Origin of the sequence: Vibrio coralliirubri (assembly GCF_024347375.1) — a bacterium.
GTDB lineage: Bacteria > Pseudomonadota > Gammaproteobacteria > Enterobacterales > Vibrionaceae > Vibrio > Vibrio coralliirubri.
On sequence record NZ_AP025470.1, the window covers coordinates 881918 to 905824 of the forward strand.

The following is a 23907-nucleotide window of genomic DNA, read 5'->3' on the forward strand; positions in this document are numbered from 1 at the left end:
TTTTATTTTGAAGCGAAAAATAAAACAGACCCGATATTACCAAAGGTGGGGCAGGGATCAACAAAAAAGCCCCTAAACGGGGCTTTTTTGGACGAAAAATTGATTTGACCACATATTATTGTTGGTTCTCTTTTTCCGTAAAGATGCCAGCAAATAGGGCTGTGCTTAGGTAACGTTCACCAGAACTTGGTAGTACGGTAACGATAGTTTTTCCTGCAAATTCAGGTAGTTCGGCGATTCTGTTCGCTGCTACAACTGCCGCGCCAGATGAGATGCCTGCAAGAATACCTTCTTCTTTCATTAGGCGTTGAGCCATCTCAATAGCTTCTTCAGAAGTTACCGATTCAACACGGTCAATAATCTCTAAATCTAGGTTTCCAGGGATGAAACCTGCGCCGATACCTTGAATTTTGTGTGGAGCTGGTTTGATTTCTTCGCCTGCAAGTGCCTGTGCAATCACTGGAGACTCTGCTGGCTCAACCGCTACTGAAGTGATCGCTTTGCCTTTTTCACCTTTAATGTAACGACTTGTACCTGTGATAGTACCGCCTGTACCTACACCCGCGACAAATACATCGATTTCGCCGTCTGTTGCTTCCCAAATTTCAGGACCAGTCGTCTGCTCGTGAATCTGTGGGTTGGCTGGGTTGTTGAACTGTTGTAGTAGTAGGTACTTGTCTGGGTCTGAAGCAACAATCTCTTCTGCTTTAGCAATCGCGCCATTCATACCTTTTGGTGCTTCAGTTAGCACTAGGTTTGCGCCAAGCGCTTTAAGCAACTTACGACGTTCTAGGCTCATTGATTCAGGCATAGTTAGCGTTAGTTTGTAACCGCGTGCTGCTGCTACGAATGCAAGTGCAACACCTGTGTTACCACTGGTAGGCTCAACAAGCTCGATACCTGGCTTAAGCGTACCCGCTTTTTCTGCTTCCCAGATCATGTTTGAACCGATACGACACTTAACACTGAAGCTTGGGTTACGAGCTTCGATCTTAGCTAGGACGTTACCTTTGCTTACTTTGTTAAGGCGGACTAGAGGTGTGTTACCAATCGTTAGGGTGTTGTCTTCGTAGATCTTGCTCATGCGATATTCCTTCATTTAATGACAGAACTAAACGTAGTATATCAATCACTTTACCGTCTAGTGTCTTACGATGTTTATTCAGCTTGAATTTAGATTAAACAAGTTGAAAAAAAGGTAAAAGGATTAAAAAGTTATATCATATAGATATGTAGCAGAATTCACGCCTATCTATATTGAAATCAGAACTTCAAAAAGATAGGCGAGACTAGGGCGTGTAGGAAGGGTTATAGACGAGAACGCAGAGCTTGGTCTTTAAACTCAGCAACCCACATTGCCGTCGCGCCGCAAACGGCAACGGGCATTACGATCAGGTTTAGAATTGGAATTGTGGTGAACACAGAAACAAGCGCGCCAAAGCTGTAGCTCTTGCCTTGTTTTTGTTTCAAATTGTTTCTCATGTCATCAAACTTGATTTTATGGTTATCGAATGGGTAGTCGGCGTATTGGATCGCTAACATCCATGCTGTGAAAATGAACCATAAAAACGGTGCAACGGTTTGTCCTAGTGCTGGAATTAACAAAAGCAGGAATAAACCGATCGCTTTTGGCAGAATGTAGACAAGCTTGCGCCATTCTCTCGCTAATATACGTGGGGTATCTTTGAGAACATCAAGTAAACCATCGTCATTAACTTTTTTACCACTCAACAACTCTTCAACTTTTTCCGCGAGTAAACCGTTGAACGGTGCGGCAATAAAGTTAGCGAGCGTACTAAAGAAATACGAGAACGTGGCCAAAACGGTTAACACAAGCAGTGGCCATAAAATGTATGACAACCACGACAAGAAACTTGGCAATGCACCAATCCAACCTTCAATCCAAGTGTTTAGGTTGGAGAAGATATAAAACAAGGCACCACCAACGAGTAACACGTTCGCGATAAGTGGCATTAGTACAAACTTACGAATGCTCGGTGATAAAGCGATTTTTATTCCGAAAATAAAATAGCCAAAGCCGGAGCGGGGAATAGATTCAATAGTCATATTTAAATTAGGTCACATGTGAATTTGGTTAAATAGCAAACATGTCTAGTGTACTCGACCGAAATTAAGAAAAAAAGCGTGGCGAAAATCACACCATGTAAGGAACTAATTGTATTAAGTTGTTCTAAAACAGTGGCTACTTTTGATAGAGTAGTGAGATTAGCCAAATTAACCCAACTTAGTGACAGCGTGTTTATAGCTAGTTGACTAAGAAAGCTGAGAGCGAAAAATGCAGGAATTGCGATTTGTACTCATTATTGTTGGCGCATTAGCTATCGCCGCATTATTGTTCCATGGTCTATGGACGAGTAAAAAAGAAGGGAAAGCAAAGTTTGGAGATAAGCCGCTCGGTAAGCTTGATAACGACAGCTTAGATGAAGCAGAAACTATTCCAAACCGTTCATTCGCCCCAGAAGATGATTTTGAGATAATCCGAAAAGAACGTAAAGAGCCGGATTTTGCTGTTTCACCCTCTGAGACTGATCCGCTGATCGATTCAGATCCGCTAACAGCGCCACAATCGAAAGAAGCTTACGAAGATGACATCGAATTGAATGATCTTCCTTCTTTCAGCGTAGAAGACCCAATTAAGGTTGAAAGTGAACCTGAAGTGATTGAGGAAGAGAAGGTCGTTGAGCCTGAAGTTCCAAGTTTTGAGTTGACTGACGAGCAAAAAGAAAACCATGCCGGCTTTAAAGAGCAGTACGGTTCGTTTGAAGAACCTTCTGAGACAGTTGATGAGCCAGTCGTTCCAAACGAAACGCTTACTCAACGAGAGCCTGTTGTTGCGAAAGAAGTAGTGACTCCGCAAAGTGCGCCTGTTGAAGAAACTAAGCCAGATGAAGAACTTGGCTTAGAAGTTATCGTTCTTAATGTTCATTGTGCTGGAGAGATCCCATTCGTGGGTACTGAACTTTTCCGCAGCATGGAGAACAACGGTTTAACTTATGGTGAGATGTCTATCTACCACTGCTTTGCACAATCTACAGACGCTCCAAAAGTTATTTTCAGCGTAGCGAACATGATGCAACCGGGTACTTTAGAACATGACGACCCAGCTGATTTCACGACGAAAGGTATTTCGTTCTTTATGACGCTACCTTGTTACGGTCAAGCTGACCAAAACTTCAATGTGATGCTGAGTGCGGCGCAGAAAATTGCCGACGATATGGGCGGAAACGTGTTGGATGAGTCACGCAACTTAATGACACCAAACCGTTTATCTGACTACCGCAAGCAAATCAGAGACTTTATGACGGCATCGAATGCCTAGCCGTATTGTTTAGCCTTGTAAATAATCTATATTTATAGAAAAGGGCTCCTAAGGGAGCCCTTTTTGATATTTCAATCACGACAGAGAATGATATGAAAGAATCGATTCAAGTTACCTTAGAGCAGTTAAGAGAAACTCTGCATTATCACGCCGTTCGTTATTACGTAGAAGATAGCCCTGAGATCCCTGATGTCGAGTACGATCGATTAATGCAGCAATTGCTAAAGATCGAAGAAGAGAATCCAGAGCTAGTGACGGTAGATTCTCCGAGCCAACGCGTTGGTGGTCAGCCTCTCGATGGTTTCACTCAAGTGACTCATGAGATCCCAATGCTTTCTCTGGACAATGCTTTCTCTGATGAAGATTTGGATGCGTTCAATAAGCGAATGTCTGATAGAGCGCCAACCGCTAACCTCAAGACTTTCTGTTGTGAACCTAAGCTTGATGGCCTTGCAGTTAGCCTACTCTATGTGAATGGTACTTTAGTTCAGGCTGCGACACGTGGTGACGGTGCGACGGGTGAAAACATCACTGAAAACGTGCGTACTATCAGCTCGATCCCACTTAAGTTGCAAGGTGAAGGCTGGCCGCAGCGTATTGAAGTTCGTGGCGAAGTGTTTATGCCAAAAGCGGGTTTCGATAAGTTGAATGAGATGGCGTTGAAGAAAGGCGAGAAAGTCTTTGTTAACCCACGTAATGCCGCTGCAGGTAGCCTGCGTCAGCTTGATTCTCGTATTACAGCGAAACGTCCGCTGGCTTTCTACGCATACAGTGTCGGTGTTGTTCAAGGCGCTGAGCTATCAAATAGTCACTACCAACGCTTTTTACAGCTTAAAGGTTGGGGCTTACCTATGTGCCCTGAGACTAAGCAACTGACCTCTCTTGAAGACGTGAAAGCCTATTACCAAGATATTATGACTCGTCGTGATGCGTTGGCTTACGAGATTGATGGCGTTGTTATCAAAGTCGACGATATCGCGGCTCAAGAAGTGCTTGGCTTTGTTGCACGAGCACCGCGTTGGGCAATTGCTTACAAGTTCCCAGCTCAAGAAGAGATTACCCTGCTCAATGACGTTGAGTTTCAGGTGGGCCGTACTGGCGCTATTACACCGGTTGCTAAACTAGAACCTATCTTCGTAGGCGGCGTGACGGTTAGTAATGCCACCCTTCACAATGCCGATGAGATTGTTCGTTTAGGCGTGAAGGTAGGCGATAGCGTGATTATCCGTCGTGCTGGTGATGTTATTCCGCAAATTGTGGCTGTTGTACAAGATCGTCGCCTTGAAACAGCGAGAGACATTGTTTTCCCTGATGCTTGCCCTGTGTGTAATTCTGCAGTTGAGCGCGTAGAGGGCGAAGCTGTAGCGCGTTGTACAGGCGGTTTGGTGTGTCAGGCGCAGCGTAAAGAAGCGCTTAAGCACTTTGTGTCGAGAAAGGCATTGGATGTTGATGGCCTTGGCGTAAAGGTGATAGAGCAGCTTGTAGACCGTGAAATGGTAGAAACGCCCGCTGACTTGTTCAAGCTCAGCGCAGGCGTGATCACAGTTCTTGACCGAATGGGGCCTAAATCGGCGCAAAATGTGGTTAGTGCACTTAATAAAGCCAAAGACACAACATTGGCACGTTTCCTTTATTCGTTAGGTATTCGTGAAGTGGGTGAAGCAACTGCGATGAACTTGGCGCAACACTTCAAAACACTGGAGCTGGTTCAAGCTGCAACGCATGAACAATTAGTTGAAGTGTCGGATATTGGTGACATCGTCGCTAGCCATATCACAAGCTTCTTTTCACAAGAGAAAAACAGAGCGGTTGTCGATCAGCTGATAGAACTTGGTGTTAACTGGCCTGTCATCGAAGAAGCTGCGGATGACCAAGAGCTACCACTAGAAGGTAAGGTAGTTGTGTTGACCGGGTCACTTTCTCAATTGGGTCGCAGTGAAGCCAAAGCGGCATTGCAAGCATTGGGAGCGAAAGTGACGGGTAGTGTATCTAAGAAAACGGACATCTTATTTGCCGGTGAAGCTGCGGGTTCTAAATTAACTAAAGCACAAGATTTAGGTATCGAAATAAGAACAGAAGAAGATCTAATAGCCCTTATATCGTAAGTAAATACAGATAAAAAAAGCTCAAAGGCACTCATTTCAAGGGAGTGCCTTTTTTGTTTCTGATATAAAAATGAGGGCTTTTTAATTGTTGAGAATTTTGTTCCTATACGAACTCTAAAATCAGGACAGTGACGCTGCTCAACATTAATGAAATACCGTTATAGTTGTATCAAAAATGCGAGTCACTTCTATGTTTATAAGAACACCATTGGATTAAGTGTTTGATATTTATTGTTTTTATTGTTTTTGGTTGTGAGCTTTACAATTTATCGATCTGGATCACTAAGTACCTACTAAATTTGCACCAACTCATATTTTTTTAGATGAAAATTAAGTTCTCATTGATCTTTTTGAGGGCGAAGTTAGTCTTAATGCCATGGATGCACACGATGTGCATAACCAGAAAGGAAATAGAGAATTCAGAGTTTAGGGTTCTCAAACAAGAAAAGGTATTTCTCTCTACGGCGGCCAACTTTAGGCGGGGAATATTCAAACAGCTATATCCATTTTTAGGAGTTTTATTCCATGGAAAACAAAATTTTCAAACGTACTCTACTAGGTGCATCCGTTGCACTTTTATCGACAGGTGTAATGGCGAAAGAAGTTGGTATCAACTCTGACTTCAACGTTGACGTATACGGTGTTGCAGCTATTTCAATGGTTAACTACAACACAACAGACAATAATAATAACAGCAAGGGCTTCGTTGTTGAGAATGAATCTCGCATCGGTTTCCGTGCTCATAAAGATATGTTTGAAGACGTTACAATCACAATGCAGATTGAATCTGGTTATGTAGATAGCACAGACTGGTCTCACGGTGGCGTTTCAGGCGGTGTGCTAGGTTTCCGTGATACTTTCGTTGGTGCTTCTGGCTCTTGGGGTAACCTACGTGTGGGTCGTGTTCTTACACCACTATACGAAATCGTCGATTGGCCATTCTCTAACCCTGGTCTAGGTTCTGTATTCGATTGGGGCGGCATCAACGGTCACTACGATCGTCAATCTAACCAAGTACGTTACGATTCAGCTAAATTTGGTGGTTTCTCTTTTGCAGCTTCTGTTGGTCGTGATGATGATAACAATGGTGGCGGCAATGCGACACGCGATGCTAACTTTGCTGGCGCAAGCGCTAAGTACAGCTTCGAAAAAATCACTTTGATGGGTGCAGTTGAATCTGGTACTCGCGTGACACCTGCAGTTGATGCTGGATTTGAGTTCAACCCAGAGACAGGTGCTTCAGACCCTGTAGCTGCAGTTGCAGAAATCAAAGATGACACATTCGCATACATCGTTGGTTTTGAAGCTAGCCTTCCTGCGGGCTTCGGTTTAGCAGCAGCTTATAAAGGCGAAGAGTTGGATAATAATATCCGTAAAGTGACTCAAGATTCTTACTCAATCATTGGTCAATACTGGAATGGCCCAATCGGTTTCAAACTAGGTTACGCTGCCAACCTTGAGTCTGAAACAAACGGTTCTAAAGATGCTAACACAGATAGCAACACTATCTCTGGTCAGTTAATGGCTGTTCACAACGGTTTCGTACCTTACCTACGTGTAGCGGGTCGTACTGTTGGTGACGCTGATACAGATATCGTAACTCGCGTTGGTCTTGAGTACGGTTTCTAAGCTAGAATTATCAGCTTAAACAGTTAGATAAAATCAAAACGCTGGTAAATTTTTTTGCCAGCGTTTTTCCATAGTGAACATAAGGAATTAGTCATAATGAATAAAGTTAGTGTAGTTGTATTATCATTATTTTTGGGAGCTTGTAGTTCACTCGATTCAAAAAGTAATTTTGTAGACTCAGTGGCGGATGTGCAGCCTAAAGGTGGTTACATTCAAGTTACTGGACAATCTTATGTAGCGGAAAACAAAGCGAATGTCGGGGCTGACATCCTGAAATCGTCACTTTATTTTACATATAATAAAGAAGTAACACAGAACTCAGCTCCAGAATCTTCAATCACTATGGATGTGAGTTACTTCCAGAGCTATAAAGAGTACGAAACCGTTAGCTTTTTTGGTAAGACATTAGAGCTAGAAGAGAGACAAGTTCCAAGAGAAAGTTGCAGCGAACATTGTACAAAGACTCAATATATTAAATTCCCATTAAGCGACGCTGATATACAGCAAGCAAGAGAAAAGAACTTAGAGTTTACGCTTGATGGGCAAAACTCAGTCATGAGTACAACTTTCATTGTGCCGAAAGCGTATATCGACACAATTTATAATGGTGCAAATAATCATACGGCTATCGCTGTTGCTCCGGTTGCGGTACCTGTTGCGGCTGTAGTTGCTGAAGAACCAAAAGCGTCTCAAGCTCAAGAGATGGTTAATTACTGGTATGGACAAGCGACAAAAGAAGAGCAATCTGCTGTGACGGATTGGGCATTCCAAAACCGTAAGAACGCGACGCCAGCATCACTAGAAGGCTCAAAAGAGATCGAAATGGTTTCATATTGGTTTAATAAGCTAGACAGTGAAGAAAAATCTCAAACTATGATTTGGCTGTTAGAGCAAGAGTAGGCTTCTAACGTAAGTCTCTAGCTATGTTTTTCAACCGCAGTATTGTATAACAACAGTACTGCGGTTTTTCATTTTAGGCTTACAGGTAAGATTGTGAATATTGGTGAAGTAGCGAAACGTGTTGGTACAACAGCGAAATCCATTCGTTTTTACGAAAGTAAAGGCATGATGAGTCCACCGCACCGATCAGAAAATGGTTACAGGCAATATGGCGAGATTCATATCGAACAGTTAGAGTTCGTATTGAGAGCTAAAATGGTTGGTTTCACTCTCGAAGAGTGTAAGTCACTTGTCGAGTTGGCAATTAATCCAAACAGAGAAAGCTACGAAGTAAAGAAGAAGGCCACTCAGAAGTTAGATGAAATAGAGTTGAAGCTTGCGGAGTTAAACAAGATGAAGGTGCAGCTACAATCTTGGGTACATGACTGCCCTGGAGATACTTCAACGGAATGTCCTATCTTGAATAATCTCTCTGGCCGCAGTTAGGTTATTCCAGTTCTAAATAATCGTCAGGCAGCAATTTCATTACTAGCCTGACTTTAATCACCTATCACAGCACCTTTCCGCCGTAATGTTTACAGATCAACAGTGGTACATGAGTGACTGCGTTACCATCTGAACACTTAACGATAGGCCCCATGTTTCCGTTACCAGGAGACTGACTGCTCGCGAGAGCGCTTCCGAATGATAAGCTGAAAATTGCGGTTAGAATTATCAAAAAATGTCTCATAAAAACTCCATTAGGTTTATCTCTGATTGAGATAAATGAAAGTATGGACAAGGAAAGGAAAATTTCAAAAATTGGACGGACTTAACATTTTTAATAATTATAATTAAGCGAGAGTCAGGCTAATTATTCATATATATCTTGAGTAAGAAATCTGGCTTTCTTATACCTTTTTAGCTCAATCAAACTTTTTAGCTTTACGAAATAAGAACTTATTTTTTTTTCAATTCAATCTATCGCAATGATAATTCGAATATTATTAAGATTCAAAAATATAAAAAGCCTGCATTTATTGAAAATGCAGGCTTCATATAGCTCTTGTTTATAAAGGTTCTATTATTAGAACGATTCCGTCTAAAGCGACAATCTTAATTTCGGTGCCAGATGGAATATCTTGACTAGCCTTTGCTGACCAAGAAGAGTCACCGAACTTAATTCGACAGCTACCTTTCTTTACGTCTTCACTTAGAATAACGGTTTGACCTACCAGTTGTTTTTCTCTTTGGTTTAGCTCTCGCACTGCATCTGACTGCTTGTCATTAGACAGTTGTCTTCTCCACCACAACCAAGTGGTAATAAGAGAAAAGCTAGCGAAGGACAGCCATTGCATCTGCCAACCGATTGGTAATGCGCCTAATAGGGCACCGACCAACATGGCAGATATGCCTATCCATAAAAAGTAACCAGCGGTTCCAATTAGCTCAAGCGCTAACAATGCTAGACCAAACGCTAACCAATGCCAGTGGTTTACTTGTTCTAGTAATTCGACCATATGTTAGTCCTTACTACCTTTGTCATTCTTATGTGCAAACATCTCCGCGATACCCGCGACAGAACCCATAAGGCCAGTTGCTTCGAGTGGTAGCATGATGATCTTGCCGTTTTCAGCTTGGCCTATAGATTTCAATGCGTCGGTGTAACCTTGTGCAATAAAGTAATTGACCGCTTGCATGTCACCTTGAGCAATCGCCGTTGATACCATTTCTGTCGCTTTAGCTTCTGCTTCTGCGGCACGCTCACGGGCTTCTGCTTGCAATATTGCGGCTTGCTTCTCACCTTCTGCTTTCAGGATCTCTGATTGTTTGTGGCCTTCTGCTTTCAAGATCTCAGCTTGTCGTACACCTTCTGCCTCTAGGATATCAGCGCGTTTATTACGCTCGGCTTTCATCTGGGCATTCATCGCAGCAGTAAGGTCTGCTGGTGGCTGTACGTCTTTAATTTCGATACGGGTGACTTTTACGCCCCAAGGGTTTGTCGCTTCATCAACGATATTCAGTAGCTTGGTATTGATCATGTCACGCTGGCTAAGCATCTCATCCAGCTCCATCGAGCCAAGTACAGTACGGATATTGGTGAGGGTTAAGTTACGGATCGCATGTTCAAGGTCATTAACTTCATAAGCTGCTTTAGGCGCGTCGATAACTTGAACAAAACACACCGCATCGATAACTACATTGGCGTTGTCTTTAGAGATGACCTCTTGTGCTGGGATGTCGAGAACACGCTCCATCATGCTGATGCGCTGTCCAACTTTATCAATAAATGGAATGATTAAGTTAAGACCCGGTTTAAGGGTGTGTGTGTATCGCCCGAAGCGTTCAACGGTCCAGTTGTTGCCTTGTGGAACGGTTTTTACGCCAGCGAAGATAAATAACAGTGCGACGGCAGTAAAGGCGCCGATAGTAATCAAGGTATCAATAGGCATACAAAATCCTTTGCAAGTTTAAGTTTTTGATAGTTCAGTATTGATACTGGCTCATATTTAAATTCTGAGCAAATTTATAAACGAGAAATGGGCCATAAAATATTGATTTTATGGCCCATTTTACATTCTGTTATTCGATAAACTAATTGATTGAATGGTCAATTTTCGATGTTTAATCTACCGCTTTTTAGGTTTAACTAGTAAAGCAGAGAGTACAGTTGTCGACGGTACTTACTGGCAACTGGGTTACCTTGTCCAAGCGCACTCAAAATGTCCATGAACTCTTTCTTCATGTCACCATCGAGAGCATTAAGATCTTTGGCTAGGAAAGACCATAATAGATCCATAGCTTCTTCACTGCGGTTCACTTGGTGATATTGCAATGCTAATTCAGATGCTGTTTTAGCGTCGCTCGGATTTTGCTGAAGAGCGGCTTCTAATGCTTGTATTTCAGGGCTGTCTGCTGCTTGTTTATGAAGTTCAAGCTTTGCAACTAAGCCTTTGTAGTAGTTGTCTTGGTACTCAAGAGGGATAGTTGCTAGCTGAGTTTCAGCAAGGTCAAATTGTTGCGTTTCTAACAAACACTCTGCGATCGCCAGTTTTACTTCACCTTTATTCGTCAGCTCTGCTGGTAGTTGCTGCATTGCTGCTAGTGCCTGTGTGTGCTCGCCAGCTTGCATTTGCTCAAGCGCTTGGCGTAAAGCAAGTTCATCTTGGCTAGGAAGGTGCTTGCTTAGCATATCGACGATAGCTTCTATGCTTTGAGGGCCACCGAGCCCATCGACTGGCTGACCGTTAACAAACAGTGCAATAGTAGGCAGTGCTTGAACACCAAACTGGCTAGCAATAGCTTGCTCTTGTTCGCAATTGAGCAGGGCTAAGGTGAAGGCACCGTTGTATTGCTGAGTTAAAGTTTGAAGTTCAGGAATGACTTGGGCGCTCTCTTGGCTCATTGGTGCCCAAAAATGGATGAGTACAGGGGTCTGCATCGAACCTTCTAATACTTGACGAAAGTTCTGCTCATTAAGTTCAACAATATGCGGAGATTGCATTTACGTTCCTTGAGGTTTGTTTTGTGGATACGTTGCAAATATGGGGGGATTAGTCGGTAACTTCAAGATCTAACTCGGTTATCTCTGATAAAAAGAACCAAAAATAGAAAAACGCTATGCTTCGATGCTGATAGAATTGTTATCTCAACATGGAAGGCATAGCGTTATCATCGAGGTAGTCAGTGAGGCGTTGCGTGAGATACTCAAAACAGAATAAACAACGTAATAGCCAGACCCACACCTACCCAATTAAGGCGGTTTAAAGTCATGAGATTTCCAGAGTAGAACCATCAATTGGGAGTAATTGATGGGATAGGATAATCATGACATCTTATTGTTACGGAAAAATTACATCGTTACATTAAAGTTTGCGACTCTGCATTCAAAGTTAGTAATTTATGCAGCTTTTCTCAAAATAGGGTCTAGCAAGCGACTCGGTAGGATCCTTTTCAATACCGCGAACACTTTAGTCGGGGTTGTAACTCGGTATCTTAGCTTGGGCTTGTCGGCGGTGAGAGCATGGAATACCGGCTCAATACAACTTTCTGGAGGTAGAACAAAAGCATTATTCGATGATTCTTTTGCGAGTCGATCTTTTTGTTGTTGGTAAGCGCTGCCAGAAATGTTGATCCATTTATTGAACGCTTTCAGGGCATTAGTTCTAAATTGAGTCTCAATTGGCCCTGGTTGCAGTAATGAGATCTGTATACCGCTGCCATGCAGTTCTAATCGTAAGGTATCCGTCCAACCCTCAATCGCGAATTTAGAAGCATTATAAGCACCACGATACTTCATGGCTGCAAAACCTAATACGGAACTGTTTTGTACGATTCGACCTTCGCCACGCTCGCGCATGTGCGGAAGGATCTGACAGACGAGATGATGCCAACCAAAGAAGTTAGTTTCGAATTGTTCTCTGAGTCCTTGGGTTGGTAAGTCTTCTAGCGCACCTGCTTGACCGTAAGCACCGTTATTGAATAATCCATACAATCCATTAGGTGCGAGATCAATAGCAAGCTTGGCGCCATGCTCAATACTTTCTTGGTTGGAAAGGTCTAATTGAATACAGGTGAGGCCTTCATCTTGAAGGCGTTGAACATCTTGTGGATCACGACAAGATGCAATGACATGAAAACCACGCTTTTGAAGTGCATGAGCACATGTATAGCCAATACCTGTTGAGCAACCGGTAATAAGAATCGACTTGTTCACACTTAATCCTTTATTAGAGTCTCTATCGCTCTAGGGTAAAGAATTAGTCTTGATGTTGTAACAAGTTTTTTAGTGCTGGCTCGATTCTTGAGTAACTAAAGATGAACCCCATCTCAGTGAGTTTCTTCGGCTTGGAGCGAATGCTGTCAAATAGCAAGCAAGATGATTCCCCCATTAGAATCGACATTGCCCATTTTGGCGTGAATAAGAAATGCGGTCTGCCTAATTGTTTCGCTAACGTGCTGCTGAACAGTTTGTTGGTCACAGGGTGAGGGGCACACATATTGAATTCCCCTTGAGCGTGAGGGATAGACAATAAGTGGTTGATGGCTCTCACCATATCGAGAATGTGAATCCATGGCATGTACTGCTCACCTGAACCTAGTGGGCCACCGACGCCGAGTTTATAGGGCAATAACATCTTCTTGAGTGCGCCGCCATTCTCACCGAGTACAACCCCTGTTCGCAGTAGTATCACGCGTGTGCTTTCTGATTGTGCTCGCTTGGCTATCTCTTCCCAGTGGGCACAGACTTTATGAGGAAAGCTTTCATCTTCTACTTGCAGTGACTCGTCAAAGGGATGCTGCTGTTGATCGCCATAGTAACCCACGGCTGAACCGCTAATAAAAGCGTGTGGCGGGTTGCTACTGGCATGAATTAATTCGACCAGCTTTTCAGTGATGTGCCAGCGGCTGTTACAGATCCTCTCTTTTTGCTCTGTACTCCAACGCTTATCGGCAATCGGTTCACCCGCGAGGTTGACCACCACATCAAATTCATTGAGATCACTGAGCTCATCAAGGGATTGAATGTAATGAAGGTTGTTCTGGTTGAGGTGATTTAGGTTTTGCTTCGCATTTTCAGGACTCCGCGTCAGCAATGTCACGTCGTCAGTGTTCCAACTCTTGACCAATTCAGAGCCAATAAATCCAGTACCACCCGTTAACAATATCTTCATACCAATCTCCCTATTAAACATAATTATAGACATGGCTTGTTTTTAGTCGCCAATCAATACGAAAAAATCACTATAACGATCATAAGGTTTCAATCGTGTGATGCCCAAATTACGCCTTTTTCAATTTACAAAGGAATGAAATTAAATTCATCAAGTCAGGATGTGTATCGTTATCACACTTATGCACTTTACTCGGATATGTTACCAACTGCGTAATATTTGTCACATAAGCAATGATAAGGATTTGCCATGATTATTATTAATTCATAACCAGCGACAAGGAATTGCGATGACGGCGGTGCTTGCTTTGTTTCGATCCATGTTAGGTAGCCTGAGGGATCTATTGCCAATCGTAGCGGTAATCGCTTTCTTCCAGCTTGCTGTCTTACAAGAGCCACTTCCTCATCTTTTATCTATTCTGACTGGCTTAGTGCTCGTCGTTTTTGGACTCACTTTCTTTATTTTTGGCCTTGAAATGGGGCTGTTTCCAATTGGCGAATCGATGGCTCAAGCATTTGCCAGAAAGGGGAGTGTGTTCTGGTTATTGATCTTCGCCTTTTGTTTGGGGTTCGGTACCACCATAGCCGAGCCAGCGTTAACCGCAGTCGCTGCCGAAGCCGCAGAAGTGGCAGCTGAGGGAGGTGTAATCCCCAATACGTTAGATGAAATGGAGCAGTATGCCGATGGCCTGCGCTTTACTGTGGCACTGTCAGTCGGTATCGCTATTTTACTCGGTGTGCTGAGAATCTTAAAAGGCTGGCCAATCCAGTACATGATCATCGGTGGATATATTGGAGTGGTGGTGCTCACGGCATTTGCTCCGGAAAACATCATTGGAATTGCGTATGACTCTGGCGGAGTAACGACATCGACGATCACCGTCCCGTTAGTAACTGCGTTAGGGGTGGGTTTAGCCTCGGCAATTAAAGGACGCAATCCGATGATAGATGGTTTTGGGTTGATCGCGTTTGCTTCGTTGCTGCCGATGATGTTTGTCATGGTGTACGGGATGGTGGTGACATGATCAGTGCTCAACAATTTATCGACACCTTTCTCGGCACTGTGATGGATGTGATCCCGATTGCGGTCATCATCTTCGGTTTTCAGTTGGCGGTATTACGAAAGCCAGTCAATAACCTAGCCAAAGTGCTCATCGGTTTCTTCTACGTCATTCTTGGCTTATCACTCTTTTTGATGGGGTTGGAACTCGCGTTGTTTCCTTTGGGGGAGACGATGGCAATGCAACTCACCGAACCAAGCTTTTTGACTGAGTTTAAGATCAGTTCTGGTCTTGCTTTGGCTTGGTTTGATTATTATTGGGTTTATCTTTTCGCGTTTTGCATTGGTTTCAGCACCACGATAGCCGAGCCCTCTTTGATTGCTGTAGCGATTAAGGCAAACCAAGTTTCCGGTGGCAGTATTAGCGTCAATGGGCTGAGGATCGCCGTGGCATTGGGCGTTGCTATCGGTATCTCACTGGGTAGCTACCGTATCGTTGCGGGTGACCCGATCCATTACTACATCATTTTTGGTTATGTCGTTGTGGTCATTCAAACCTTTTACGCCCCAAAACTCATTATTCCATTGGCCTACGACTCGGGTGGCGTAACCACATCAACGGTGACCGTCCCCTTAGTGACAGCGCTCGGGCTTGGGCTCGCTTCAACCGTACCAGGAAGAAATCCTGTCATTGATGGCTTTGGATTGATCGCCTTTGCCAGTTTATTTCCCATCATTTCAGTGATGGGCTATGCCCAAATAACACAATGGTTAAACCGTTTACACACCTCTAAGGAGAGCAAAGATGCGCTTTAAACTTATCTTAGCGTTTGTAGAAGAGAGTAAGACCGACACTGTGCTGGATGCCGCGCGTGATGCGGGCGCGACTGGAGCAACGGTGATTAACAACGCCAGAGGGCAAGGCTTAAACCAAAAAACCACCTTCTTCGGCTTAACGTTAGAGGTGCAAAAAGATGTGTTGCTGTTTGTGGTTGAGGAACACTTAGCTCGGCATATTCTCGAAACTATTGGCGAAGTCGGTGAGTTTGACCAAGAGTCAGGACAAGGTATAGCGGTGCAGATCGATATCGAAGACGCAGTCGGGGTTGCGCATCAAGTCGAGACATTAACTAAGGTTGTGGAGGATGAGTTATGAGTACCAGTGAAAAAATCCGAGTAGGTGATGTCATGGCCAATACGTACGTGATTATCGATGGGCTAACCACTGTGTTAGAAGCGATAGAGACGGCGAAGAAGCATAAGGTGAAAGCAATTATTGTCGATAAGCGCCACGAAGATGACGAATACGGCATCGTATTGATGAATGACATTGCCAAGAAAGTACTGGCTAAGAACCGATCTCCAAAGCGAACCAATGTTTATGAGATCATGACCAAGCCTGCGCTAAGCGTGTCTGCAGAGATGAACGTAAAGTATTGTGCTCGCCTGTTTGAACGCTTTGGTATCAGTCGTGCGCCAGTAGTTCGTGATAACAAGATAGTCGGTATGGTTAGTTACAATAATATCGTGATCAACGGTATGGTGAGAGATGACGTGTAGCATTTAGATACGTACAATAGGCTCATAAATTTTATGGAGAAGTACGTGTGAAATTATTTTTTGCTTCAGACCTACACGGTTCGCTGCCAGCAACAGAAAAGGTATTAGAACTCTACCAAGCGTCTGGTGCGCAATATTTAGTTCTATTGGGTGACATTCTGAATCATGGACCAAGAAATCCGATCCCAGAAGGATACAATCCGCCGGCGGTTGCAGATAAGTTGAATGCGTTTTCTCAAGAGATCATTGCCGTTCGCGGTAACTGCGATAGCGAAGTGGATCAGATGCTGTTGTCTTTTCCAATGATGATGGATTACTCGTGGGTGCTATTAGAATCAGGTCAACGTATCTTCCTAACGCATGGCCATTTGTACAACACCAATAAACGCCCTGCGCTGAAGGCGGGCGATATCATTGCACACGGTCATACCCATATTCCTGTCGCCGAATACCAAGATGACATCTTTATCTTTAATCCTAGCTCGGTGACATTCCCACGAGAGGGACACGCGGCGAGCTATGGCATCTATGAAAACAATACCTTCAAAGTCATTAGCCTTGAAGGTGATGTTCTCGTGAGTGGTCAGCTTTAAATCATTGGATCGGCTGTGAAAGGCTTATTTTGAGTCTACGTGGCCGAGATCTCTGTCTGGAGCAATGATGTTTCGCACTCTTTGCTTCAGAACTTTCGCCTCTGGAAAACCGTTATCTGCTTTTCTTTCCCAAATCTGCACACCATTACAAAAGATTTCGAACCTGCCTCCGGTGTCTGGGTGTAAGCTCACTTGTTCAACTTCTTCGCTGAAGGTATGCAGTAGCTCTTGGCATAACCAACTAGAGCGAAGCATCCAGTTGCATTGACGGCAATAGTGTATGGCGATTGTGGCTTTTGCTGTTGTTTCTTTCGCTGGCGCTAGATTGGGTTGTTCCGTCTTCATAGTTAATCCTTTTAAATTCTATATCAGTAGTTTAATGCCAACGGCAAACGTCAATATTTCAAAAGCGGTTTTGACGAGCTGATTACTTGAACGGTTGGCTAGATAGGCTCCTAAACTGCCACCTAAAAATGAACTTGCCAACAATATTGGTAGCCATAACCAGTAGACGGGGGCTCCTGCTTGAACGATGGCGAACCCACCAATACCATTCCAGAACAAACCCACGCATATCATGGTGAGTGCAACCGCCTGTTTGTATGTGAAGCCAAACCACCGAACGAGAAACAAGGTCACCAATAGCCCTGAACCTGCGGTAAGTGAGCCGTTAATAACGCCGATCAGTGCCAGACCAAAGCCACCTATGATCCACCCTTTGGTATTGCGGTTTTTCAGGTGTTCCTCTTGGCCTAGTTGCTTCTTTAGACGAGAGTAGACACCTAACGCCAAGATCATTGCCCCAAGCAGTTTCTGAGCAATATTGTCGGGAATCAGTAGCACAATATTCGCGCCAATGACCACGCCGATGCTGCCGACAACAATCAAGTAGCAGCAAAGCTTCCAATTCAGAGTACCGCCTTTAATGTGGGTATACGCGGCGCCCAAACCTAATGCGACACTGGCGACTTTGTGAGTGGCTAAAGCAACGGAAAAGGGTAAGCCAAGAAATATAAGCAGTGGGAATTGCAGGAGTCCTGCTCCGCCACCCGATAAGGAGGCTAAGGTATTGGCGATTAAAGAGCCAAAGAACAGAGCTAGCGAGTTTATCCAATCCATAGAGTCTTCGTATTTGTTAGCTTCAGATAACAAAAAGGGGCTTCATGCCCCTTTTTCTATTGGTTTTCCGTTTCATAGTATTCAGCTATTCATAAACAGTAAATAGCGATCCAATCTTAGTTTGAAAACAATACGGTAGAACCATGATTTAAGCTAGTCAGTAGCAGTGCCTTCGGGTTAACGATGTCTATGCGGCGGCTTTGCTCTGCGTCCATCTTAATGACTTGAGTGATCAGCTCTAGCTGTTCTTCTGAAAAGTCTTGGCGCTGAGCCGAAGTCACATCTTTAAACTCCGTTGGCGAAACCAGTAAGTAGTTATCGTTAATATCCCACTGACCCGTTTCAGAGATGTTGATGACATTCGCAGGCTCAGTTTGATTACCGTAAAGTCTCACCACTGACATTCTTAAATATGTACCATTTGGTAGGTATTTCGCATTCGATGATAGTTCAACTCTACGAAGCGGGCCGATTGAGTCAGCTTGCTTGTTATCGCTAATCAGCGTCACCATTTTCGACTGCCACTCATGCTGAGTGAGCAAGCGCTCTACTTTTGCATCGCTGCCCCAATATAACCAACCACTCAAGAATGCAGATAGAACCAGTAAAATAATCGATACTTTTAATTTCATGTTACTGACCACCGTTACAAATGTCGTTTAGATCCGACTGATTTGCGTAAATTCTTAGAGTTACATTTTCGCTCGAGTAATCTTGCGGGTGAATGTAGTTGAGGGCTAGGTTATTGGTTTGTCCACCTGTCGCGATCACTTCAGTCGGCTTTAGCATGCCAGTGTGATTCGTGTTGTAACGTAATACACACTTTTCTATCGCTGGTAGCCAACTGCTGAGGTCTGGGTGGTTAACCGGTGATTGAACCTTTACGCCATCGACTTCAGCCAATGTTTTGAACTCGGACTCTGCCGGGTTGGTAAACGTTAAAACGAGAATCGGCATGATGAAAGCGGCAAGCAGCAACCAAAATGTTAGCCATTTATTGGTGCTTTTAGTCGGAGCCACAACAGGAGCTGTTGCTGGTTCTACTTCTACCTTGTTCTCTTGAACTTTTGCAATTGGCTCAGGTTCAACCGTTTCAGTGATCGCATCTTCAGTCGCTGCAGGCGTTGCAAACGTTAGGATAGGCTCTACGTCATTTTCTGCAATTTCAGCGGCTACTGGCTGATCATTTGATGATAGTGGGGCAGAGCGCTCAACGGTCGCAATAAATTGGTAGCCGCGCTTAGGTACTGTCTTTACGAATTCAGGAGATTTAGTCGAGTCTTTGAGCATTTTTCTCAGCGTCGATACGGCTTGCGTCAAGCTTGAGTCATCCACCTCAAAGCCTTGGTCTCGCCAAACATACTCGTGCAACTCATTGCGAGTGATAACTTCATTGGGTCTTTCTGACAGCATTAGGAGAATGCGGCTTTCATTGCTACCAAGACGTACGACTTCACCGTCGCTCATTTGATCAACAAGTGAATTGCTGTTTGGGTCGAATACGAACCGCTGTGCGAGAATAAACTTTGTGCCGATATTGCTCATTGAATTCTTCTATTTTGGGTTGTTTTGGGTGCGAAATAGACAAATCTCAGGTGAAGTTCCGTTAATTCTTCACCAAATCATGGCTTCTTTTATGTTCTTTTATATTTATCAGACTCAAGGATAATAAAAACAGATCAAAAAAACAGTGTTTTTATGATTTTTGACCTTGAATTTACATTTGTCATCCTCATGTTAATGAACAGAAGAGTGGCATCAAGTGTTACGCCCCTATGATTATTCAACATAAAGTATAGATGTTTTGGAGTAAAAATGAGCGAAACGGCAACGCAAAATAAAGAGACTCGTGGCTTTCAATCTGAAGTAAAACAACTACTTCATCTAATGATTCACTCACTGTATTCAAATAAAGAAATCTTTCTACGTGAGCTGATCTCTAACGCATCTGACGCGGCTGATAAGCTTCGTTTTCAAGCTCTATCGAACGGTGACCTTTACCAAGGTGATGCAGATCTAGGTGTAAAACTTTCATTCAACGCGGAAGCAAACACGTTAACCATTTCTGATAACGGTATCGGCATGAACCGCGACAACGTTATTGAGCATTTAGGTACAATTGCTAAGTCAGGCACTGCAGACTTTTTCTCAAAGCTGTCTGAAGACCAAAGCAAAGATTCTCAACTGATTGGTCAATTTGGTGTGGGTTTCTATTCTGCATTCATCGTTGCAGATGCGGTAACGGTTCGCACACGTGCAGCTGGCCTGCCGAACAATGAAGCTGTTCAGTGGCACTCTGCAGGTGAAGGCGATTACACAATCGAAGACATCACTAAAGAGTCTCGTGGTACTGACATTATTCTTCATATGCGTGAAGACGGTAAAGAGTTCTTAAATGAGTGGCGTCTGCGTGAAGTGATTGGTAAATATTCTGACCACATCGGCATTCCTGTTTCTATCTTCACAGCAGTGAAAGATGACGAAGGTAAAGACACCGAAGAGAAACATTGGGAACAGATCAACAAGGCGCAAGCGCTTTGGACTCGTAACAAGTCTGATATTGAGAAAGAAGAGTACCAAGAGTTTTACAAACATGTATCTCACGACTTTGCTGATCCACTAACCTGGAGCCACAACAAGGTTGAAGGTAAGAACGACTACACAAGCTTGCTTTACATCCCAGCGAAAGCACCTTGGGATATGATGAACCGTGACCACAAGAGCGGCTTGAAGCTTTATGTGCAGCGTGTATTTATCATGGATGACGCAGAACAGTTCATGCCATCTTACATGCGTTTCGTTCGCGGTCTGATTGACTCAAACGATCTGCCATTGAACGTGTCTCGTGAAATCCTGCAAGACAACAAGGTAACTCAGTCTCTTCGTGGCGCATGTACCAAGCGTGTACTGACTATGCTTGAGCGCATGGCAAAGAATGACAATGACAAGTACCTAGAGTTTTGGAAAGAGTTCGGCCTAGTATTGAAGGAAGGCCCAGCTGAAGACATGGCGAACAAAGAGAAGATCGCTGGTCTACTTCGTTTCTCGTCAACGGAAGTGGATTCTGCTGAACAAACCATCAGCCTAGAATCTTACGTTGAGCGCATGAAAGAAGGCCAAGATAAGATTTACTACCTAACAGCAGATAGCTACGCTGCCGCTAAGAACAGCCCACACTTGGAGCAGTTCAAAGCTAAAGGTATTGAAGTGGTTCTAATGTACGATCGTATTGATGAATACGTAATGAACTACCTGACTGACTTTGACGGTAAACAGTTCCAATCGATCACTAAAGCGGGCTTAGATCTAAGCAAGTTTGAAGGTGAAGAAGAGAAAGAGAAGCAAAAAGAGACAGAAGAAGAGTTCAAATCTGTTGTTGAGCGTACTCAATCTTACCTAGGTGGTCGTGTTAAAGAAGTTCGTACGACCTTTAAGCTAGCAACAACACCTGCGGTTGTCGTAACTGACGACTTCGAAATGGGCACGCAAATGGCGAAGCTTCTTGAAGCTGCGGGTCAAGCGGCACCGGAAGTTAAGTACATCTTTGAGATTAACCCTGAGCACGCACTTGTGAAACAGATGGCTGATGAAGCTGATGAGCAAGCATTCGGCCGTTGGGTTGAGTTACTCCTTGGCCAAGCTATGCTAGCTGAGAAAGGCTCAATGGAAGATCCGTCACAATTCTTGGGTGCAATCAACGAGCTACTAACAAAGCGTTAGTCTTTCGACTTTAGGTTAAGCCAACAATTGTAATAAAAAGCTCGCAAATGCGGGCTTTTTTTATGAACGTCGTTGAAAATTGACCTAACGTGGTCAACGTCACCGTTATCGTCACAACAAATGTTGTCGATGCATTCTTTAGTCGTAAATTCAGCCAAATTGAATATTAATGTGATAGAATGCTCGACCTAATCAGCTGGGGCTAAGAAGCGACTATCTCCAGTTGTATGATTTTTAAACGTTATACCGAAACTTACCGTTTTGCTTCTGTTCACAGTTTTGCTTAGCCTCAATGGTTACTTAACGCTTTCTGTTCATCCTAAAAATGAGCCAGAATGGAGGGATAGTGAGCTTCGGTATAAATCATAATTTTATAAGAGGATTAAACATGCGCATCATTCTTCTAGGTGCTCCTGGCGCGGGTAAAGGTACTCAAGCTAACTTCATCATGAACAAATTTGGTATCCCTCAAATTTCAACTGGTGACATGCTACGTGCTGCTATCAAAGCGGGTACTGAGCTTGGTAAGCAAGCAAAGTCAGTAATCGACGCTGGTCAGCTAGTTTCTGATGAAATTATCCTTGGTCTTATCAAAGAGCGTATCGCTCAAGATGACTGTGAGAAAGGTTTCCTACTAGACGGTTTCCCACGCACAATCCCACAAGCTGATGGCCTAAAAGAAATGGGCATCGCTGTTGATTACGTTGTTGAATTCGACGTAGCTGACGATGTGATTGTTGAGCGTATGGCTGGTCGTCGTGCTCACCTTCCTTCTGGTCGTACATACCACAATGTGTACAACCCACCTAAAGAAGAAGGTAAAGATGACGTAACTGGTGAAGACCTAGTTGTACGTGATGACGACAAAGAAGAAACCGTTCGTGCACGTCTAGGTGTATACCACGATCAAACAGCTCCGCTTATCTCTTACTACGGTAAAGAAGCTGAAGCAGGCAACACTCAGTACCTTAAGTTTGACGGTACTAAGCAAGTTGCTGAAGTTAGTGCAGAACTTGAGAAAGCACTAGCATAATTGGCTAACAGCCAGTTTTAGAATTTGATATATTGGAAGCGACCTTAAGGGTCGCTTTTTTTGTTTCAATTTTTAGTACGATACCAATCTAGATAATTTGATTGCACATGATTCAGAACGGTTCAGGCCCGATGGTAGTGGCTAGCAATTGAGAGTGGATGTTGTGTATCTCATATGAAGAATGATTATTCAGACTTTCATTGAGGCGCAATGATCTTAAACTTATGCAGATTAGTATATTACTTTCCAGAAAATCACATATTGGTCTCAGGTATCTATGGAAAATAATAAAAAGCAGGGCGTTTTACTGGTGAACTTAGGAACACCAGACTCGGCGACCCCAGCTGGCGTTCGTCGATTTTTGAGTGAATTCTTACACGACAAGCGAGTTGTAAACCTAACACGTTGGCTTTGGTGTCCTATATTACATGGCGTGATTTTACCGATTCGCTCGCCTAAAGTTGCTAAGCTGTATCAGTCTGTTTGGATGGATGAAGGCTCACCACTGCTTGTGTACTCTCAAAGACAAGCTGAAAAACTCCAGAAGAAACTAGAGATGCCTGTTGCACTGGGTATGACTTATGGTAACCCAAGCCTAAAGACAGGTGTTGAGCAACTGATGGAGCAGGGCGTTGAGGACATCATCGTACTGCCTTTATATCCTCAGTACTCTGGCACAACCACAGCGGCGGTTTCTGATGGTTTAACCAAAGCCTTTAAACAGATGCCGGTCATCCCGAGCTATCGCTTTATTCGTGACTACTACGCGCACCCAAGCTATGCAAAAGCATTGGCTGAAAGCGTTCGCAGCCATTGGGATAAAAATGGCAGAGCCGATCATTTAGTGTGTTCTTTCCACGGTATTCCTAAGCGACTGGCTGATGAAGGCGATATCTACCCTCAGCATTGTGAAGCGACAACAAAACTGCTTGCGGCAGAGCTAGGTTTATCAGCAGACGATATCACCATGACCTACCAATCGCGATTTGGTCGAGAAGAGTGGTTGAAGCCATACACTGACGAGACACTTGAATCACTGCCAAGCAAAGGCATCAAGAAGATCGATATCATGGCACCTGCCTTTTCGGTTGACTGTTTGGAAACGCTGGAAGAGATTTCAGACCAGTGTAAAGAGACGTTCATTGATGCTGGTGGTTCAGACTTTAGCTACATTATGTGTCTGAACGACAGAGACTCGCATATCGATATGATGGCAGAGTTAGTCGCTCTATATCGCTAACAGCTGCTGAGCCTT

General features: G+C 43.7%; 24 protein-coding genes. 13 read left to right on the forward strand and 11 right to left on the reverse strand.

Translation table 11 applies throughout. The features are described 5' to 3' along the window. Positions 1–115: 115 nt before the first annotated feature. Together cysK and cysZ are read right to left on the reverse strand one after the other, a co-directional pair. The gene (gene cysK / locus OCV20_RS04285) at positions 116–1084 is read right to left on the reverse strand and encodes a cysteine synthase A (protein ID WP_017061934.1); all 969 of its coding nucleotides are present in this window, start codon (positions 1082–1084) and stop codon (positions 116–118) included. A 224-nt stretch (positions 1085–1308) separates the two neighbouring features. After that, positions 1309–2067 (reverse strand): sulfate transporter CysZ, encoded by a 759-nt coding sequence (gene cysZ, locus OCV20_RS04290; protein ID WP_086774645.1) that lies wholly within the window; start codon positions 2065–2067, stop codon positions 1309–1311. Between the two features lie 229 nt (positions 2068–2296). On the opposite strand from cysZ, the gene zipA reads away from it, so the two are divergent. From zipA to cueR, 5 genes are all read left to right on the forward strand, one after another. Beyond that, positions 2297–3340, forward strand: coding sequence for a cell division protein ZipA (zipA, locus tag OCV20_RS04295; protein ID WP_086774644.1), 1044 nt, complete (start codon positions 2297–2299; stop codon positions 3338–3340). A gap of 92 nt (positions 3341–3432) precedes the next feature. Beyond that, entirely contained in the window at positions 3433–5445 is a 2013-nt protein-coding gene (gene ligA / locus OCV20_RS04300) for an NAD-dependent DNA ligase LigA (RefSeq protein ID WP_086774643.1), read from the forward strand. Between the two features lie 525 nt (positions 5446–5970). Beyond that, on the forward strand, positions 5971–7074 hold the full coding sequence (locus OCV20_RS04305) for a porin (RefSeq protein WP_048617810.1): 1104 nt from the start codon (positions 5971–5973) through the stop codon (positions 7072–7074). 96 nt (positions 7075–7170) lie between these two features. Then, entirely contained in the window at positions 7171–7974 is an 804-nt protein-coding gene (locus tag OCV20_RS04310) for a DUF2057 family protein (RefSeq protein WP_048617812.1), read from the forward strand. Positions 7975–8067: 93 nt separating this feature from the next. Further along, entirely contained in the window at positions 8068–8460 is a 393-nt protein-coding gene (gene cueR / locus OCV20_RS04315; RefSeq protein ID WP_086774642.1) for a Cu(I)-responsive transcriptional regulator, read from the forward strand. 563 nt (positions 8461–9023) lie between these two features. Here the strand turns inward: cueR and OCV20_RS04320 are convergent. From OCV20_RS04320 to OCV20_RS04340, 5 genes are all read right to left on the reverse strand, one after another. Next, complete coding sequence (locus tag OCV20_RS04320; RefSeq protein WP_086774641.1) at positions 9024–9473, reverse strand: NfeD family protein; 450 nt, start codon at positions 9471–9473, stop codon at positions 9024–9026. 3 nt (positions 9474–9476) lie between these two features. Continuing rightward, a complete protein-coding gene (locus OCV20_RS04325; RefSeq protein ID WP_086774640.1) occupies positions 9477–10406 on the reverse strand; it encodes an SPFH domain-containing protein in 930 nt (309 codons plus the stop codon). 197 nt (positions 10407–10603) lie between these two features. Then, complete coding sequence (locus tag OCV20_RS04330) at positions 10604–11458, reverse strand: co-chaperone YbbN (RefSeq protein ID WP_017061924.1); 855 nt, start codon at positions 11456–11458, stop codon at positions 10604–10606. Positions 11459–11854: 396 nt separating this feature from the next. Next, on the reverse strand, positions 11855–12670 hold the full coding sequence (locus tag OCV20_RS04335; RefSeq protein WP_086774639.1) for an SDR family oxidoreductase: 816 nt from the start codon (positions 12668–12670) through the stop codon (positions 11855–11857). 43 nt (positions 12671–12713) lie between these two features. Then, a complete protein-coding gene (locus tag OCV20_RS04340) occupies positions 12714–13628 on the reverse strand; it encodes a TIGR01777 family oxidoreductase (protein WP_086774638.1) in 915 nt (304 codons plus the stop codon). 289 nt (positions 13629–13917) lie between these two features. Here OCV20_RS04340 and OCV20_RS04345 point away from each other — a divergent pair, with 289 nt between their 5' ends. The 5 genes from OCV20_RS04345 to yfcE are packed head-to-tail and all read left to right on the forward strand — an operon-like array spanning position 13918 to position 16780. Beyond that, positions 13918–14652, forward strand: coding sequence for a DUF1538 domain-containing protein (locus OCV20_RS04345; RefSeq protein ID WP_019820230.1), 735 nt, complete (start codon positions 13918–13920; stop codon positions 14650–14652). Then, positions 14649–15443, forward strand: a complete 795-nt coding sequence (locus OCV20_RS04350; RefSeq protein ID WP_050620952.1) for a DUF1538 domain-containing protein — start codon at positions 14649–14651, stop codon at positions 15441–15443. The genes OCV20_RS04345 and OCV20_RS04350 overlap by 4 nt, the downstream gene beginning before the upstream one ends. Then, positions 15433–15783 (forward strand): P-II family nitrogen regulator, encoded by a 351-nt coding sequence (locus OCV20_RS04355; protein WP_017062207.1) that lies wholly within the window; start codon positions 15433–15435, stop codon positions 15781–15783. The genes OCV20_RS04350 and OCV20_RS04355 overlap by 11 nt, the downstream gene beginning before the upstream one ends. After that, positions 15780–16187: a CBS domain-containing protein gene (locus OCV20_RS04360; RefSeq protein ID WP_086774637.1), complete on the forward strand. Its 408-nt coding sequence runs from the start codon at positions 15780–15782 to the stop codon at positions 16185–16187. Before OCV20_RS04355 ends, OCV20_RS04360 begins: the two co-directional genes overlap by 4 nt. Positions 16188–16234: 47 nt before the next feature. Beyond that, positions 16235–16780, forward strand: coding sequence for a phosphodiesterase (gene yfcE, locus OCV20_RS04365; protein ID WP_017068995.1), 546 nt, complete (start codon positions 16235–16237; stop codon positions 16778–16780). Positions 16781–16804: 24 nt separating this feature from the next. Here yfcE and OCV20_RS04370 read toward each other — a convergent pair whose 3' ends face one another. From OCV20_RS04370 to OCV20_RS04385, 4 genes are all read right to left on the reverse strand, one after another. Further along, a complete protein-coding gene (locus OCV20_RS04370; RefSeq protein WP_050651628.1) occupies positions 16805–17125 on the reverse strand; it encodes an Rdx family protein in 321 nt (106 codons plus the stop codon). 18 nt (positions 17126–17143) lie between these two features. Then, positions 17144–17899 (reverse strand): sulfite exporter TauE/SafE family protein, encoded by a 756-nt coding sequence (locus OCV20_RS04375; RefSeq protein WP_086774636.1) that lies wholly within the window; start codon positions 17897–17899, stop codon positions 17144–17146. Between the two features lie 116 nt (positions 17900–18015). Further along, positions 18016–18531: a regulatory protein ToxS gene (locus OCV20_RS04380; protein WP_017066005.1), complete on the reverse strand. Its 516-nt coding sequence runs from the start codon at positions 18529–18531 to the stop codon at positions 18016–18018. 1 nt (position 18532) lies between these two features. After that, the gene (locus OCV20_RS04385; RefSeq protein ID WP_050620947.1) at positions 18533–19444 is read right to left on the reverse strand and encodes a transcriptional regulator; all 912 of its coding nucleotides are present in this window, start codon (positions 19442–19444) and stop codon (positions 18533–18535) included. 270 nt (positions 19445–19714) lie between these two features. Between OCV20_RS04385 and htpG the strand changes: the two genes are divergently transcribed. The 3 genes from htpG (at position 19715) to hemH (ending at position 23892) form a co-directional block, all read left to right on the forward strand. Then, entirely contained in the window at positions 19715–21619 is a 1905-nt protein-coding gene (gene htpG / locus OCV20_RS04390; protein WP_086774635.1) for a molecular chaperone HtpG, read from the forward strand. Between the two features lie 388 nt (positions 21620–22007). Then, a complete protein-coding gene (adk, locus tag OCV20_RS04395; protein WP_048612175.1) occupies positions 22008–22652 on the forward strand; it encodes an adenylate kinase in 645 nt (214 codons plus the stop codon). A 277-nt stretch (positions 22653–22929) separates the two neighbouring features. After that, positions 22930–23892 carry a ferrochelatase gene (gene hemH / locus OCV20_RS04400; protein WP_017063404.1) on the forward strand — a complete coding sequence of 321 codons (963 nt, stop codon included), beginning with the start codon at positions 22930–22932 and terminating at the stop codon, positions 23890–23892. Positions 23893–23907 lie beyond the last annotated feature (15 nt).